14 protein-coding genes are annotated in these 16,343 nt (G+C 72.1%); 10 read left to right on the forward strand and 4 right to left on the reverse strand.

Annotated features, from left to right (window positions below; all coding sequences use genetic code 11):
- Positions 1-46 precede the first annotated feature (46 nt).
- Genes glf through QM720_RS08700 form a run of 3 tightly spaced genes read left to right on the forward strand, consistent with a single transcriptional unit; the run spans position 47 to position 2,742 of the window.
- Positions 47-1,183 (forward strand): UDP-galactopyranose mutase, encoded by a 1,137-nt coding sequence (gene glf / locus QM720_RS08690; protein ID WP_415125714.1) that lies wholly within the window; start codon positions 47-49, stop codon positions 1,181-1,183.
- Positions 1,184-1,207: 24 nt separating this feature from the next.
- Positions 1,208-2,002, forward strand: coding sequence for an ABC transporter permease (locus QM720_RS08695; protein WP_415125715.1), 795 nt, complete (start codon positions 1,208-1,210; stop codon positions 2,000-2,002).
- Positions 2,002-2,742 (forward strand): ABC transporter ATP-binding protein, encoded by a 741-nt coding sequence (locus tag QM720_RS08700; RefSeq protein WP_415125716.1) that lies wholly within the window; start codon positions 2,002-2,004, stop codon positions 2,740-2,742. Before QM720_RS08695 ends, QM720_RS08700 begins: the two co-directional genes overlap by 1 nt.
- 29 nt (positions 2,743-2,771) lie before the next feature.
- Here QM720_RS08700 and QM720_RS08705 read toward each other — a convergent pair whose 3' ends face one another.
- The 3 genes from QM720_RS08705 to QM720_RS08715 are packed head-to-tail and all read right to left on the reverse strand — an operon-like array spanning position 2,772 to position 6,516.
- Complete coding sequence (locus QM720_RS08705) at positions 2,772-3,761, reverse strand: glycosyltransferase family 2 protein (RefSeq protein ID WP_415125717.1); 990 nt, start codon at positions 3,759-3,761, stop codon at positions 2,772-2,774.
- 12 nt (positions 3,762-3,773) lie between these two features.
- Positions 3,774-5,117, reverse strand: a complete 1,344-nt coding sequence (locus QM720_RS08710) for an O-antigen ligase family protein (protein WP_415125718.1) — start codon at positions 5,115-5,117, stop codon at positions 3,774-3,776.
- Positions 5,118-5,121: 4 nt separating this feature from the next.
- On the reverse strand, positions 5,122-6,516 hold the full coding sequence (locus tag QM720_RS08715; RefSeq protein ID WP_415125719.1) for an O-antigen ligase family protein: 1,395 nt from the start codon (positions 6,514-6,516) through the stop codon (positions 5,122-5,124).
- Between the two features lie 42 nt (positions 6,517-6,558).
- Here QM720_RS08715 and QM720_RS08720 point away from each other — a divergent pair, with 42 nt between their 5' ends.
- From QM720_RS08720 to QM720_RS08740, 5 genes are all read left to right on the forward strand, one after another.
- Positions 6,559-7,089, forward strand: a complete 531-nt coding sequence (locus QM720_RS08720) for a type I phosphomannose isomerase catalytic subunit (RefSeq protein WP_415125720.1) — start codon at positions 6,559-6,561, stop codon at positions 7,087-7,089.
- The gene (locus QM720_RS08725; protein WP_415125721.1) at positions 7,059-7,874 is read left to right on the forward strand and encodes a hypothetical protein; all 816 of its coding nucleotides are present in this window, start codon (positions 7,059-7,061) and stop codon (positions 7,872-7,874) included. Before QM720_RS08720 ends, QM720_RS08725 begins: the two co-directional genes overlap by 31 nt.
- A 968-nt stretch (positions 7,875-8,842) precedes the next feature.
- A complete protein-coding gene (locus QM720_RS08730; protein ID WP_415125722.1) occupies positions 8,843-9,160 on the forward strand; it encodes a WhiB family transcriptional regulator in 318 nt (105 codons plus the stop codon).
- 426 nt (positions 9,161-9,586) lie between these two features.
- Positions 9,587-12,370, forward strand: coding sequence for a glycosyltransferase (locus QM720_RS08735; protein WP_415125723.1), 2,784 nt, complete (start codon positions 9,587-9,589; stop codon positions 12,368-12,370).
- Positions 12,367-13,752, forward strand: coding sequence for a DUF5719 family protein (locus QM720_RS08740; protein WP_415125724.1), 1,386 nt, complete (start codon positions 12,367-12,369; stop codon positions 13,750-13,752). The genes QM720_RS08735 and QM720_RS08740 overlap by 4 nt, the downstream gene beginning before the upstream one ends.
- Before the next feature lie 4 nt (positions 13,753-13,756).
- On the opposite strand, the gene QM720_RS08745 is transcribed toward QM720_RS08740, so the two are convergent.
- Complete coding sequence (locus QM720_RS08745; RefSeq protein WP_415125725.1) at positions 13,757-14,203, reverse strand: metallopeptidase family protein; 447 nt, start codon at positions 14,201-14,203, stop codon at positions 13,757-13,759.
- A gap of 330 nt (positions 14,204-14,533) precedes the next feature.
- Between QM720_RS08745 and QM720_RS08750 the strand changes: the two genes are divergently transcribed.
- Entirely contained in the window at positions 14,534-14,740 is a 207-nt protein-coding gene (locus QM720_RS08750; RefSeq protein ID WP_415125726.1) for a DUF3499 family protein, read from the forward strand.
- Positions 14,741-14,872: 132 nt separating this feature from the next.
- Positions 14,873-16,330 carry an adenosylhomocysteinase gene (ahcY, locus tag QM720_RS08755; RefSeq protein ID WP_415125727.1) on the forward strand — a complete coding sequence of 486 codons (1,458 nt, stop codon included), beginning with the start codon at positions 14,873-14,875 and terminating at the stop codon, positions 16,328-16,330.
- The last annotated feature ends 13 nt before the right edge of the window (positions 16,331-16,343 follow it).

Consider the following 16,343-nt stretch of genomic DNA (forward strand, 5'->3'; position numbering starts at 1 on the left):
AGTACACTGATCGGATGTTCGCCTCGGGATCGGAAGCCTGACACCTATGGACCTCCTCATCGTCGGCTCGGGTTTCTTCGGACTCACCATCGCTGAGCGTGCAGCGTCGGCCGGCCGGAAGGTCACGGTCATCGACCGCCGTCATCACATCGGCGGCAATGCCTACAGCGAGGACGAGCCGACCACGGGCATCGAGGTGCACCGCTACGGCGCGCACCTGTTCCACACCTCCAACGCCGCGGTCTGGGAGTACGTCAGCCGGTTCACGACCTTCACCGACTACGTGCACCGGGTGTACACGAACCACAACGGGGTGGTGTTCCCGCTGCCGATCAGCCTGGGGACGATCAACCAGTTCTTCCAGGCCGCATACACCCCCGACCAGGCGCGCGCGCTCGTGCACGAACTGGCGGGCGAGTTCGACCCGAAGACGGCGCAGAACCTGGAGGAGCGGGGGATCGGACTGATCGGCCGGCCGCTGTACGAGGCGTTCATCCGCGACTACACCGCCAAGCAGTGGCAGACCGACCCGAAGGATCTGCCGGCCGAGGTGATCAGCCGGTTGCCGGTGCGGTACACCTACGACAACCGCTATTTCAACGACACGTGGGAGGGTCTGCCCACCGACGGCTACACCGCGTGGCTGGAGCGGATGGCCGATCACCCCAACATCGAGGTCCGGCTGAACACCGACTTCTTCGACGCGGCGCAGCCGCTGCACAAGCGGGCCACCGTCGGGCAGGTTCCGATCGTGTACACCGGCCCGGTCGATCGGTACTTCGACTATGCGGAGGGCGAGCTGGGGTGGCGCACCCTCGACTTCGAGGAAGAGGTGCTCGAGGTGGGCGATTTCCAGGGCACGAGCGTCATGAACTACGCGGATGCCGGCATCCCGTACACCCGCATCCACGAGTTCAAGCACTTCCACCCCGAACGCGCCGACCGGTACCCGACCGACCGCACCGTCATCATGCGAGAGTTCTCCCGGTTCGCGACCCGCGACGACGAGCCCTACTACCCGGTCAACACGGCCGGCGACCGGGCCGGCCTGCTCGCCTACCGCGAGCTCACCAAGGGGGAGGACGGCGTCCTGTTCGGCGGGCGCCTGGGCACCTATCAGTACCTCGACATGCACATGGCCATCGGCTCCGCGCTGTCGATGTGGCACAACCAGCTCGGGTGACGTACACCTCATAGACTCGACATCGTGACCACCGCCGTCGTCGGCGCTCCGGGCTCGCCCCGGCGCTACCTCCACTCGCTGTGGCTGCTGTCGGCGCGCGATCTGCGCGTGCGCTATTCGACGAGCGCGCTCGGATATCTGTGGTCGGTGCTCGACCCGCTCGTCATGAGCGCCATCTACTGGTTCGTCTTCACGCAGGTCTTCCAGCGCGGCGACATCGGCGCGCAGCCGTACATCGTGTTCCTCGTCTCCGGGCTGCTGCCCTGGATGTGGTTCAACTCGGCGGTCGCCGACTTCACCCGGGCCTTCAACAAGGATGCGCGGCTGGTGCGCTCGACCGCCATACCGCGTTCGATCTGGGTGAACCGGATCGTGCTGAGCAAGGGGGTCGAGTTCCTCTTCTCGCTGCCGGTGCTCGCCCTGTTCGCCGTCTTCGCCGGCGGCAGCGCCGGGTGGGGCCTGCTGCTGCTGCCGGTGGCCGTCGTCCTGCAGGCCGTCCTGCTGGTCGGGCTCGGGCTGCTCGTCGCACCGCTGTGCGTGCTGTGGGGCGACCTGGAGCGCACGACCCGGCTCGTGCTGCGGGCGCTGTTCTACGCGACCCCGATCATCTACGGCGTGACCGACCTGCCCGGCGTGTTCCGGGAGCTGGCCGTGTGCAACCCTCTCGCGGGCATCTTCACGCTGTACCGCGTCGGGCTGTTCCCGCAGGAGTGGGACACGCTCGCGGTGGTCGTCGGCGCGGCGATGAGCATCGGCATCCTGCTGCTCGGCGTCGTCGTCTTCCGGCGCCTCGAACCCGCCGTGCTGAAGGAGCTGTGATGACGGACGCAGCCATCACGGTCACCGGGCTCGGTGTGCGCTTCCGGCGCAACCGGCGCGGGCGACGCAGCATCAAGGATCTGTTCGCCGGGCGGGCGCGCCGCACCCTGCCCGGCGAGTTCTGGGCGTTGCGCGATGTGTCGTTCACGGTGCGGCGGGGCGAGGCCATCGGTGTCGTCGGCCGCAACGGACAGGGCAAGTCCACGCTGCTCAAACTCGTGGCCGGTGTACTGCTGCCCGACGAGGGATCGGTGACGGTGCACGGGGGAGTGGCACCGCTGATCGAGATCACCGGCGGCTTCGTCGGCGACCTGACCGTGCGGGAGAACGTGCGGCTGACGGCGGGCCTGCACGGGATGTCGAAGGCCGAGGTCGCGCGCCGCTTCGACGACATCATCGCCTTCGCCGAGATCGCCGATTTCGTCGACATGCCCTACAAGCACCTGTCGAACGGCATGAAGGTACGCCTCGCGTTCGCCGTCGTCTCGCAGCTGGATGAACCGACGCTGCTCGTGGACGAAGTGCTCGCGGTCGGCGACAAGGCGTTTCGCGAGAAGTGCTACCGCCGCATCGACGAGTTGCTCGCGGAGGGGCGGACGCTCTTCTTCGTCAGTCACAACGAGAAGGATCTGCGCCGGTTCTGCACCCGTGGGTTGTACCTCGACAAGGGCGTGCTGAAACTCGATGCGCCGATCGCCGACGTGCTCGACGCCTACAACGCCGACCACGCGGGCGGCTGATCGACGCGAACCGAGAGTGTCGCGCTCAGTCAGCCGACCGCAAGCGGCGGCATCGGCTGCCACTGCGGGTCGCGGGCGATGGCGCGCCCGTCGCGCAGCCCGCGGAACAGGTTCGACGTGCCGCGGACGGTGCGCTCGACGAACAGCAGCCGGATGAGCTCCTTGGTGAAGGTCAGCGCCGTACCCAGGCCGAACAGCACCGGCTGATAGACCCCGAGCGACCGGTAGTAGCGCTTGATCAGCGCCCGGTTGCGCATGATGTAGTACCGGTAGGCGTTCGAGGACGCGTTCATGTGGCGGATGCCCATGTCCCACTGCTTGATCTCGCGCGTGCGGCGCAGCACGAACTCGTTCACGATCACCGAGGTGGTCACGCGCGAGGCGAGCCAGCCGTAGGTCTGGTCGTCCCAGTAGATGAAGAACCGCGGGTCGGGCAGGCCGATCTGCGCGACGATGTCGCGGTGGATGAACATGCCCTCGAAGCAGCCCGAGTTCATCTCCTTGTACCCCGACGCGTCGAACCCCGACGGGGCGAACGGGATCGGGATGCCGAGGCGCTCGGCGATGCGGTACTGCCAGTAGAACTCGCTGCCGTCGAAGTCGTAACGGCGCCCCTGGATGGAGCGGAACCGCGGCGCCCACTTGCCCATCTTGGCGAGACCGTCGGGGAGCACCTCGACGTCGTCGTCCATGACCCAGATCCAGGTGGAGCCCAACTCGTACGCGATGCGCATGCCCTCGCTGAACCCGCCCGAGCCGCCGGTGTTGGTGTCGAGCCGCCGGTACACGATCTCGGTGCCGATGCCGTCGCGGAACGACTCCACCACATCCGTCGTGTCGTCGGTCGACGCGTTGTCGACGATGACGACGTGGCCGGGCTTCGGGTCCATTGCCGTGATGCTCGTCAGCAGGCGCGTCAGCAGCGCGGAGCGGTTGAACGTGACGATCGCGATGGTCGCGTCGGCGGGCGCGAACTGCTCGTCGTGGGCTGCGGCGGGACGCGAGGCGGGGAGGGTCATGACCCGAACATCCTACCCCGGCAGGCTGACGGCGCCCGTGGGCAGGCCGCCCGCCCGTTCCGGTCCGCCCAGGCGATCGCGCCACGAGCGCGACTGCCCGGCGCGCACGGCGCAGAGCACGAGCAGCATCCAGCCCAGCCCGAACAGGGCGACCGACTCGAAGCCGCTCGTGGTCGCGAGGGTGACGAGCATGAGGGGCGCCCAGGCGTACACGATGGAGCGTCGCCGGCTCGCGATGATCCACGACCGCACGAGCGCGATGCCGCCCAACGCGATGAGCAGCAGCAGGCCCACCCAGCCCAGCTGCAGCTGCACGTCGACGTAGGCGTTCAGCGCCGTCGTGTGGTTCTGCCCGAGCAGCTGGTTGATCGTGAAGAACGGCTGCTCGCTGCGCTCCCACGGCCCGTACCAGCCCCAGCCCTGCACCGGCATCCGCCCGGCGAAGTACTGTGCGAGCGCCCACAGGTTGGTGCGCATCCGCAGATCGTCGGTCGCGCCGAGCATCTCGATGACACGGCTGCGCTGCAGGTACATCGCGACGGATGCCGTGGCCACGGCGGCGGCCAGCATCCACTGCACGCGCGTGCGCCGCTGAGGCGGGACGGCACGCACGAGCGTCAGGGCGGCCGTCGCGACGCCGACGACGACCGCGAGGATGAGCACCGTCGGCGACGCCGACAGCAGCCCGAGCGCGGCGGCGAGGGTCAGCGAGGCCGCCGCGGTGCCGGGCCGCACCGAATGCGTACGCATCTCGATGGCGAAGGTGATCATCGCGACGACGGCGACGAACCCCAGCATGTTGCGCGTGCCGAAGATGCCCTGGATCGGTCCCAGCGCGGCGATGTTGCCCTGGATGCCGAGGAAGCGCAACGGGATGTCCAGCAGGATGCCGGACAGGATCTCGAGCCCCAGCGACAGCCCGAGGGCGACGCGCAGCACGTCGCCGAGCGCCCGCACCGTCTGCAGCGTGTCGCGCACGTGACCGACCGTCACGGCGAGGAGGGCGACCGCGAGCATCGCGAGCCAGCGGCCGAAGCTCATCGTGGCATCGGTGCTCCAGAACACGCTCGCCAGCGCCCACGTCACGAGCGCCAGCAGCGTGATCGGCACGAGTCGCAGAAACGCGATCTCCGCGCGGCGGGCCACCAGCATCGCCAGCGCGATGGCGCACAGCCCCGTGACGACCGTCCGCAGGGTCACGATGCCGGCCACGCGCTCGATCAGGTGCGTGCCGACGAGTGCGGCGAAGGTCGCGAGCGTGAACGCGCGGGCGAGGTCGGCGGAGCCGAGCACGCGCGTCAGGGTGCCGGGCGCCCCGGGTGCGCCGTCGGCGGGCTGGGTGGCGGCGGGTGTCATGGGGTCATCCGAGCCGCTCGCCCTGCTCGCCGGTCAGACGCTGCTCCGACGGGCCGCGGCCGACCAGCGGCGCCTGCTTGATCTTGAAGGCGAGCATGACGAGGAACAACCATCCCCACGCCAGCAGCGGCGCCGATTCGGTGAGCCCCTGCACGAGCAGTACCGCCGCGACGAGGGTCGGCAGCAGCGTGATGGCCGAGTAGGGGCGGTCGGCCACGAGATCCCAGCGCGGCCGGTCGATCGCGAAGAACCATGACCGCCAGAGGTACGCGAGGAAGGTCAGCCCGACGAGGAACAGGCCCACGACCCCGAGCTGGAACAAGACGTCGAGCCACATGTTGTGCGCCTGCATGACCGTCTGGCCGTGATCGACGATCCAGCCGTCGAACGCGGGATCGGCCGGCATCCATGGCGTGGAAAATCCCCATCCGGTGACCGGGCGTTCGATCGCCCTGTCCCACACGGCGCCCCAGATCCGCTCCCGGCCGGTGAGATCCGACGACCGGCCCAGCGCGGCGAAGACCGTGTCGCGGCCGAACCACAGGGCGGCGAGTCCGCCGGCGCCCACGGCGAGGTAGGCGAGGGAGAACCGCAGCCGCCCGCCCGGGCGGGCGGTCGTGCGCATGAGCAGCGCCGTGACGAGCACCACGACGACCCCGGCCGCCGCCAGCCACGCCGTCGCCGACCCCGCCCGCACGAACAGGAACGCGGCGAGGGCGAACCACGCCGCCAACAGCGTGCGCCGCGGGGCGCGCGCGGCGAACCGGATCGCGAACACGATCATGCCGAGCAGGGCCACGTACGCGAGCGGGTTGGCGTTGCCGAACAGACCCTGGATGCGGCCGCCGTCGAAGAGGTTGTCGCGCGACCAGTAGACGATGGGGTCGCCCACAGGCCCGTCGGGGCGGACGAACTGCGGCAGGATCGGCCCGCCCCACACGAGCGAGACCCACAGCTCGAACACGATCGACAGCGCGAGAATCCACTTCAGCGCCGACGCCGTGGCGCGCACGAGCTCGCGCCACGTCAGCACGGAACCGACGAACATCGCCTGCACGGTCGTCGAGACGAGCAGCAGCAGCGTCAGCAGCGTGGCTGCGGCGTAGGCGGTCCACAGCAGGGAGCACGCCGCCCAGCCGACATAGGCCACGGCGAACCAGGGCAGCCGGCGCCACTGGACCTCGGGCCGCACGACGAACCACAGCGCCAGCGAGACCAGCCCCGAGCCGTACGCGACGATCGCCGTGCCGGCCTCGCCGAGCACCATCAGCCACGACGTGCCCGCGAGCGCGCCGGCGACGACGAAGATGCACCAGCCGCGCAGCAAGAGGTGCGCCGTCTTCTCCCGGATCGGCGCCGACGGCGGCGCCGCGACGGGATGCTGCGTGTGGATGGCCATTGTCAGATCAGGGTACCGTGGCGAGGCATTTAGGCTGGGGGCGTGCTGATCCCGATCTCGAACACCCCGCGCGACTACTCGTGGGGCTCTGTGGAGCTGATCCCGGCGCTCGTGGGACGCGTGCCGACCGGTGCCCCGGAGGCCGAGATCTGGTACGGCGACCACCCGGGCAGCCCGGCCGTGACCGCCGACGGTCGGACGCTCGCCGATGCCCTCGCATCGGCCGGTCAGGAGCCGCTGCCGTTCCTGCTCAAGCTCCTCGCCGCCGGGTCGTCGCTGTCGATCCAGGCGCACCCGACGGCCGCGCAGGCCCTGGAGGGATTCGCGCGCGAGGAGGATGCCGGCATCCCGCGCGACGCCGCCGACCGCCTCTACCGCGACGCCCGCCACAAACCCGAGATCATCGTCGCGCTGAGCGACGAGTTCCTTGCCCTGGTCGGGCTGCGCCCGCTCGAGGACACGCGGCGGCTGGTGGAGGCTCTGGGCCCGGGGCGGCGCCGATCGCGGCGCGACTCGCCGACGACGGGCGGGAGGACGAGGCGGTGCTCCGCGACGCGGTCGCGTGGGCGCTGACCGAGGCCGATGCCGGGGTCGTCGCGGGGCTGGTCGCGGCGCTGGATGCCGCGGGCAGGGTTGGCGCGGGCGGTGTCGACGGGGGCGGGGTTGGTGCGGGCGGTGTCGATGGGCCCGCTGGCGGCGGTGGCGGGCAGGCCGGCGGCTTCGGCGGTGCGCGTGGTGGCGGCGAGGTTGGCGGTGGCGGCGGTGCGCGTGGTGGCGGCGAGGTTGGTGGCGTCGGCGTCCTCGATGACTTCGGCGGCTTCGGCGAGGTCGCCGTGCTGCGGGCGGCGGCGGCCGACTTCCCCGGCGATGCCGGGCTCATCGTCGCGCTGCTGATGAACCTCGTCACGCTGCGTCGCGGCGAGGCGCTGTTCGCCCCCGCGGGGGTGCTGCACGCCTACCAGCGGGGGCTCGGGGTCGAGTTGATGGCCGCGAGCGACAACGTCCTCCGCGGCGGTCTCACGCCCAAGCACGTCGATGTGCCCGAGCTCCTGCACGTGCTCGACGCGCGCCCCGGCCCGGCGCCGGTCGTGAAACCCCGGCCGGTGGCGCCCGGTGCCGTCGAGTTCGTGCCGCCGGTGCCCGACTTCGCCCTCACGCACGCCGACGTGTCGGCTCCGGTCGAGTTCGCGCTGCGGGGTCCCGCCATCGTGCTGGCGACCGTCGGCGAGGTGACGGTGTCGGCGGGTGGTGCGTCGGCGACGCTCGCCCCGGGCGACGCGGTGTGCCTCGTGGGGGAGCCGGTCGTGCGCGCGGACGGTGCCGGCGAGCTGTTCCTCGCCCAGCCCGGCCTCCCCTGACCCGCTCTCACCCGGCCTCCCCTCATCCGCTCCGCCTCTCCCAGCCCGGCCTCACCCGATCCGCCCCGCCCCGATCAGCGGAGTTGGCGGTATCCGGGGTGACGGGGTGGTGTTGGGCCCGGAACGTGACAGGTGTGCGGATGCTGGGGGTGCCCGGCGTCGGCGGAGTTGGCTGTATCCGGGGTCTTGGGGTGGTGTTGGGCCCGGAACGTGACAGGTGCGCGGGTGCTGGGGGTGTAGGCGTCGGCGGAGTTGGCGGTATCCGGGGTGACGGGGTGGTGTTGGGCCCGGAACGTGGCAGGTGTGCGGGTGCTGGGGGGTGCGGGGTGTCGGCGGAGTTGGCTGTATCGGGGTGACGGGGTGGTGTTGGGCCCGGAACGTGGCAGGTGTGCGGGTGCTGGGGGCTGCCGGGCGCGGTGGAGTTGGCGGCATCCGGGGTGACGGGGTGGTGTTGGGCCCGGAACGTGGCAGGTGTGCGGGTGCTGGGGGTGCCCGGGGCGGTGGCGGAGTTGGCGGTATCCGGGGTGACGGGGTGCTGTTGGGCCCGAGTTGTGGCAAGTTTGCGGAGGCTGGGGATGCCGGGTGTCGACGTTGCGGATGCTGGGGGTGCCCGGGGCGGTGGCGGAGTTGGCTGTATCCGGGGTGACGGGGTGCTGTTGGGCCCGAGTTGTGGCAAGTTTGCGGAGGCTGGGGGTACCGGGTACCGGGTACCGGGTACCGGGTACAGGGTGTCGACGCCGCGGATGCCGGGGCTGCCGGGCGCGGCGGAGTTGGCGGCATCCGGGGTCATGCGCGGCAGCGAAGCCGGAATGTGACAGGTGTGCGGGGTGCGACACGCCGGAGCGGCGCGAGAAAGCTTCAATCAGGCCTTGAGGGTTTACGATCTGCGACTTGACCGCGGGGAATGACAAGGGTGTAATTATTCCAACACGCGCATCGGCGTGACGCGAATTCAGGGAGACAGCGATATGACGGGCTACCGCTCCGGCGCCCCCGACAACTGGTTTGTCGACCCGGTCAATCTCGGCGTCCCCGGGGTACGTCGCCCCGCCCCCGCCGACGAAGACAGCGCACTGGCCTGGCAGGCCGACGCGCTGTGCGCGCAGACCGATCCCGAGGCGTTCTTCCCCGAGAAGGGCGGCTCGACCCGCGACGCCAAGCGCATCTGCACCTCGTGCGACGTGCGCGGCGAATGCCTCGAGTACGCGCTGCGCAACGACGAGCGGTTCGGCATCTGGGGCGGCCTCAGCGAGCGCGAGCGGCGCAAGCTCAAGCGCCGCGCCTGAGCGCGCGCATCCTCGCCCCCTGCCCTCATGGCTTCGCGTCGGGGGATGTCGCAATGAGTGCCAGATGGACGCCGTGCCATCCCGAGCCATCGCGAAGGGCTGGCAATTGGTGTGGCCTCGGGGCGCGGTATCCCGCAACGAGTGCCAGGTGAACGGGCGTGGCATTCCCACCCTCGTGGAGAGGTGGCAGTTGTTGTGGCTTCGCGGTGCGGCATTCCGCAACGAGTGCCAGGTGAATGGGTGTGACGTCCCTAACCCTCGTGGAGAGGTGGCAGTTGTTGTGGCTTCGCGGTGCGGCATTCCGCAACGAGTGCCAGGCGAATGAGGTGAACGGATGCCGCCGGTGCGGCGAATCGGCGGCCCGATCGGGGACCTCCGGGCGCGCCTGCGCGGCGCGGCGGCGCCCGCGCCTAGGCTGACGACGTCATGCCCGCCCGAGTACACGCGCTGCTGGTCGTGCGCCCCGACGGGCGCGCGAACACCGACATTCACCTGCAACGGACGCTGACCGCGCTCACCGCGCAGGTCCGTCCGATCGACGCGCTCACGATCGTGCTCTGCGGAGCGGATGCCGAGACCCATCGCGTGGCGGCCGCATCCACGGCGGAGGGCGTCATCGCCGCCGACCGCGGCACGTCGTTCGCGCAGGCTCTCGCGATGGGCGGCCTGCGGCTCGACGGCGACGCGGTGTGGCTGCTCACCCAGGAGTCGACGCCGGGGGCGGATGCCCTGCTGCGGCTGACGGCCGCGCTGGAGAGCTCGCCGTCGGTCGCCGTCGCCGTGCCGAAGCTCGTCCGCTCCGACGACAACGACCGGATCGTCTCGTTCGGGATGTCGATGACGGCGCTCGGGCGCGCGGTCGGCCTCGCCGACGGCGAGCACGACCAGGGGCAGCACGACGGTCGCGAAGACGTGCTCGGCGCCGACCACCGCGGCCTGCTCGTCCGCGCCGACGCCTGGCGCGAGCTGCACGGGATCGACCCCGCGCTCGCCGGCGCCGACGAGGGCCTCGACCTCGGGGTGCGCGCACGCCTGCGGGGCGGCCGCATCGTGCTGGCGCCGCTCGCGCTCATCGCCGTCGCAGGCCCGCCCCGTGGCGGCATGCGTCGCGCGTACGCCAAGCGCACCGCGCAGCTGCACCGGCGCCTCGTCTACGCGCCGGCGGCCGCGGTGCCGCTGCACTGGCTGTCGTTCCTGCCGCTCGCCCTGCTGCGCACCGCCCTGCTGCTGCTGGCCAAGCACCCGGCCGAGATCCTGCCGGAGTGGGGCGCAGCGGCGGTCGCCATGACGCGGTTCGGATCGGTCGCGCGGGCGCGCCGCGGCATCCGCAGCGGGCGCCGTGTCTCGTGGGCGCAGCTGGCCCCCCTGCGCGTGACGGGGCGTCAGCTGCGGCAGCGCCTCGACGACGACGTCGTGCTCGGACCGGGCCGCGGCGAGCTGCGGTTCTTCAGCGGCGGGGGCGCCTGGATCGTCCTGGGTGCCCTCCTCGTCTCGGTCATCGCGTTCCTGTCGCTGCTGACCTGGCCCGTGCTCGGCGGCGGCGCGCTGGCGCCGTTGCGCGCCACCCTCGGTCAGCTCTGGGCCGACGCGGCGGCGGGCTGGCGCCCGCTCGGCTGGGCGACCAGCGGCCCCGCCGACCCGTTCAGCGCCGTCATCGCCGTGCTCGGGTCGCTGTGGCCGCTCGAGCCCTCGCGCACGATCGTCGTGCTGTGGGTCTGCGCGCTGCCGCTGGCCGCCCTCGGCGGCTGGTTCGCCGCGACCCGCTTCACCGACCGCAGCGGCGTGCGCGCCGTCGTCGCGGTCGGCTGGGCGCTCGCGCCGAGCCTGCTCGACGCCCTCGTGTCGGGGCGGCCGACCGTCGTGATCGCGCACCTCGCGCTGCCCTGGCTGCTGTGGACCGGCGCCGTCGCGCACCGCTCGTGGAGCGCCGCCGCCGTCGGTTCGCTCGCCGCCGCCGTCATCCTCGCGTGCGCGCCCTCGCTCGCGCCCGCGCTGCTCATCCTGTGGCTCGTCGCGGTCGTGCTCACCGCGGTGCGCGTGCGCGGGCACGGCATCGCCCAGGTCGTCTGGCTCGCCGTGCCGGCGGTCGTCGTGTTCGCGCCGCTGGCGTGGCATCGCTTCACGACCGGTGATCCGTGGGCGCTGCTGGCCGACCCCGGTGTTCCGCTCGCGGGGGATGCCGCGACGGACCCCGCGCGGCGGATGCTGCTCGCGCTCGGCTTCCCGAGCTCTTCCGGCTGGACCGGGTTCGCCGACGCGTCCGTCGCGCAGTGGATGGTGCTCCTCACGCTGCCGGTCCTGCTGCTCGCGCTGGCGGCCCCCCTGCTCGCGCGCGGGGCGGCGGCCGCCGTGCTGCTGTTCGCGGCGGTGCTCGGCCTCGGGGTGGCGAGCCTCGCCGTCGGGATCACGGTCACGGTCGACGTCGCCACCCCGGTCCCGGTGTGGCCGGGGGCCGCGCTGAGCCTGTACTGGCTCGCGCTGCTGGGCGCCGCCGCGCTCACGCTCGACGCCCTGCCCGGCCGGCTCCGGGTGCGCACGCCGCTGGCCGCGCTCGCGATGGTCGTGCTCGCCGTGAGTGCGGTGCCCGCGCTCACGGCACTGCCGCGCGGCGCGTCGGCGCTGACCGACGGGCCGAGCAGCACCCTCCCCGCGTACGTCGAGCAGGAGGGCAGGTCGGGGCTCGGCACGGCGACGTTCGTCGTGACGCCGGCATCCGACGGGGGCGTCGTCGCCGAAGTCGTCTGGGGCGAGACCTCCGCCCTCGGCGGGCAGACGACCCTGCGCTCCGCGCGCCTGACGGCGGATGCCGGCGACGCCGACGCGGCACGAGCCGCCGCCGAACTCATCGCCGACCCGACCGGCGACGTCGTCTCCGACCTCGCGGCGCACGGCGTCGCCTTCGTGCTGCTCGGCACGACCGCCGGCGGCGACAGCGATGCGGCCCGCGCCATCCGCATCGAGGCGGAGACCTCGCTCGACCAGCGCGACGACCTCGAGATCGTCGGCGACACGGGCAAGGGCAAGCTCTGGCGCATCGCCGTGCCGGTCACCCCGCGCGATACGTCGGCCACGTCGCAGGCCGCCCGCGTCGCGGCGCTGCAGTGGGGCGTCGTCGTGGTGGCGCTCCTGCTGGCGCTGCCGACGCGACGTTCGCTCGCCCGCAGCCGGCGGATGCCGCGTGTCGTCGGCCGCCCCGGAGGTGTTTCATGAGCGCGCTGACCACCACCGGTCGGCTCATCGCCGGCGCCGTCGTGACGGCGGCCGCGGTCGTCATCGGAATCGGCGCCGTGCTCGCGCCGCTGCCCGGGCACGCCCGCGATGCCGTCACCGTCGCGGCGCAGCCGTCGGCGACGACCTCGGTGGCCACCTGTGCCGGCCCGGTGCTCGCCACCGCGCGCGACTCCGCGCAGGCCGCGCTGCTCAGCGACGCCGCCGCACAGGCGGTCACCGCGTCCGAGGCGGCCGGCTCCGCACGACGGCTCGCCGCGCCGGACGTCGCCGACGGCACGGGGCCGGCGTCGTTCCGCGCCGCGCCGACCGGCGACGAGCCGACCGACATCGCGGCCGCAGGCTCGTCGGCGCTGGAAGCGGACGATCTGCGCGGGTTCGCGGCATCCGCCTGCACGCGTGCGGCGATGGAGTCCTGGCTCGTCGGGGGAGCCGGCACCACCGGCGCCGCCGACCTCGTCGTGCTCGCCAACCCCGGCGACGTCGCCGCACAGGTCACGATCACCGTCTACGGTGCGACCGGCCCCGTCGTCCCGACCGCCGGCGACGGGATCGTCGTGGCCGCGGGAACCCAGCGGGTCATTCCGCTGGCCTCGCTCGCCCTCGGGGAGGAGAGCCCCGTGCTGCGCATCACCGCCGCCGAGGCTCCCGTGCAGGCCTCGCTGCAGGCGAGCCTGACGCGGGTCCTGACCCCCGGCGGGGTCGACCAGGTGGGTGCGAGCGTCGTGCCGGGGTCGCGGATCGTGATCCCGGGCGTGCCGGTCACGAGTGCCCCCGGCGAGGCCGGCGACAGCAACGTGCCGACCCTGTTGCGGCTGCTCGCGCCGGCCGCCGCCGCGACGGCGACCGTCACGGTGTACCGCGGCGGGGCCGTCGTCGGCTCGCCGCAGACCGTGCCGCTGCTGGCCGGGGTGCCGCTGCAGCTGGATCTGGCCGGGCTCGACATCGGCCTCTACACCGTCGTCGTCGAGGCGACGGCTCCCGTGACCGGCGCCGTGTGGGCCACGAGCGGCTTCGGCGCGGGGAGTGACTTCGGCTGGTTCGCCGCGGCGGGCGCGCTGACGGCGGCGAGCCTGGTCGCGGTGGCCGACGGTGCGAACCCTGTCCTCACGCTGTTCTCCGACGGCGACGCGCAGACGGTCACCGTGCGGGCGGAGTCGGGGTCTGCGATCGAGGTCGCCGTGCCGGCCGGCGGCGCGGCGACCGTGCCGGTCGAGCAGGGCGTCGTGTACCGGATCGAGCCGGCGGACGGTGCCGGGCCGATCCGCGCGGCCGTCACCTACGGCGCCGACGGCGCGATCGCCGGCTACCCCGTCGCTGCCGGTGACGCCGCCGCCGCGGGTTTCACGGTCTATCCGCGCTGACGGCTCAGAAGTACCGGAAGCGTTCCGGGCCGAGATCCCAGGGGTCGCGGTCGAGGTACTCGGCGGCGGCGCGGAAGACGCATCCCTCGATGACCATGCGGCGGTGCAGGTCGTCTTCGCGATGCAGGTGGCTGAGCCGCTCGATCGGCAGCCGGTAGAGCACGATGCGCTGTTCGTCGGCGTGCACGCTCCACCGCGGGATGCCGTCGTCGTCCGCGGCCATCGGCATCCCGGCGACTTCGAAGCGCACCTCGCGCAGTTCGGGCCAGGCGCTGCGCAAGAACTCCGCCGCCGTCCCGACGGCGAAATCGAACCGCTCGTCGCGCGTCTCCAGCGGCAGCAGCGGCGGGCGGACGACGGGGCTGCGACCCTCGCGGCCGTGCCGGCCGTGACGCGCCGGGCGCCGTACGGCGGCGCTCGCCGACCGGGAGGGGACGCGGCGCCGGATCATGCCGTCCAGTCTAGGTCGTGTGCCGATAGGCGCCGGTCGCCCCGCGAGCGTAGCGAGACGAAACGACGTGATCGGCAGAGAACCGCGTTTCGTCTCCTCGCTGCGCTCGTCGCGGGGCGAACTATCGGCGGAACCACCAAGTCGTGCGCCAAACGCAGGCTGAAGTGGCGTTCGGGGGCCGTTTTCGGGTGCGAAGTGCCGATCGACCCTGCTTTTGGCACGCGCTCGGCTGTCGACCGGCGCGGAATGGGCAGGCGGTCGGTGCCGCAATCAGCACACGACCGGCGCGGCAGCGCGGCCGCCTGGCCGACGACGGCTACGGTGAAGCCGATGCGATCCAGACTGTGCTCGAAGGTGGGCTGCGCCCGCGAGGCCGTGACGACCCTGACCTACGACTACGGCGACCAGATGGCGGCGCTCGGCCCCCTCGGCGCCGCGGCCGACCCGCACGCCCACGACCTGTGCGCCGTCCACACCGACCGCTTGTCGGTCCCCAAGGGCTGGGTCGTCGTCCGCCACGAGACGCTCCGCGTCTAACTCGCCGCCACCCCCTCACCCACCGCGAGACGGCATCGGTGCACCGAAACAGCAGTCGGCAGCAGCAGTCTCGGTGCACGGATGCTGTCTCGCGGGAACGCGCCCCGGGCGCCCGCGTGGGAGGATGGGGGGATGCCGACTGCTACCGCCACCCATGACTTCGTCGTCGCCGACCTGAGCCTCGCCGAGGCCGGTCGTCACCAGCTGCGGCTGGCCGAGAACGAGATGCCGGGTCTCATGGCGTTGCGCGAGGAGTTCGGGCCCGCTCAGCCGCTGGCGGGCGCCCGCATCGCGGGCTCGCTGCACATGACGGTGCAGACGGCCGTGCTGATCGAGACGCTCGTGGCGCTCGGCGCCCAGGTGCGCTGGGCCAGCTGCAACATCTTCTCCACGCAGGACGAGGCGGCCGCGGCGGTCGCCGTCGGCCCGCACGGGACGGCCGCCCACCCCGCCGGCATCCCGGTGTTCGCGTTCAAGGGCGAGACGCTCGAGGAGTACTGGCAGCTCGCCGACCGCATCTTCGACTGGTCCGCCGAGGGCTACGACGGCCCCAACCTCATCCTCGACGACGGGGGTGACGCGACGCTCCTCGTGCACAAGGGCGTCGAGTTCGAGCGCGCCGGCGCGGTCCCCGCGGCCACCGACGGCGACTCCGCCGAGTACCGCATCGTCCTCGACACCCTGCGGGCGAGCCTCGCGCGCGACCCGCAGCGGTTCACCCGCATGGCGGAGCAGATCATCGGCGTCACGGAAGAGACGACCACCGGCGTGCACCGCCTGTACGAGCTGGCCGCCGAGGGCACGCTGCTGTTCCCCGCCATCAACGTCAACGACTCGGTGACCAAGAGCAAGTTCGACAACAAGTACGGCATCCGCCACTCGCTGCCCGACGGCATCAACCGTGCCACCGACGTGCTCATCGGCGGCAAGGTCGCCTTCGTCGTCGGCTACGGCGACGTCGGCAAGGGCGCCGCCGAGGCCCTCCGCGGCCAGGGTGCGCGCGTCATCATCGGCGAGATCGACCCGATCTGCGCCCTGCAGGCGGCGATGGACGGGTTCCAGGTCGCCCGCCTCGACGACGTCGTAGGCCAGGTCGACATCCTCATCACCGGCACCGGCAACAGGCACGTCGTCACCGTCGACCACCTCGCGGCGCTCAAGCACCTCGCGATCGTCGGCAACGTCGGCCACTTCGACGACGAGATCGACATGGCGGGGCTCGAATCCCTCGCGGGCGTGGCGAAGATCGAGATCAAGCCCCAGGTGCACGAATACCGGATGCCGGGCGGCACCAGCATCCTCGTGCTCTCGGAGGGCCGCCTGCTGAACCTCGGCAACGCGACCGGGCACCCGTCGTTCGTCATGAGCGCGTCGTTCACGAACCAGGTGCTCGCCCAGCTGGAGCTGTACACGAAGCGCGACGAGTACCCGGTGGGCGTGCACGTGCTCCCGAAGGTGCTCGACGAGAAGGTCGCCCGCCTGCACCTGCCCGCGCTCGGGGTCGGGCTCACGACGCTGACGGGCGAGCAGGCCGCCTACATCGGCGTGCCGGTCGAGGGGCCGTACAAACTGGAGCACTACCGGTACTGAGCAGGGCGACACG

Origin of the sequence: Microbacterium sp. (assembly GCF_047602155.1) — a bacterium.
Lineage (GTDB): Bacteria > Actinomycetota > Actinomycetes > Actinomycetales > Microbacteriaceae > Microbacterium.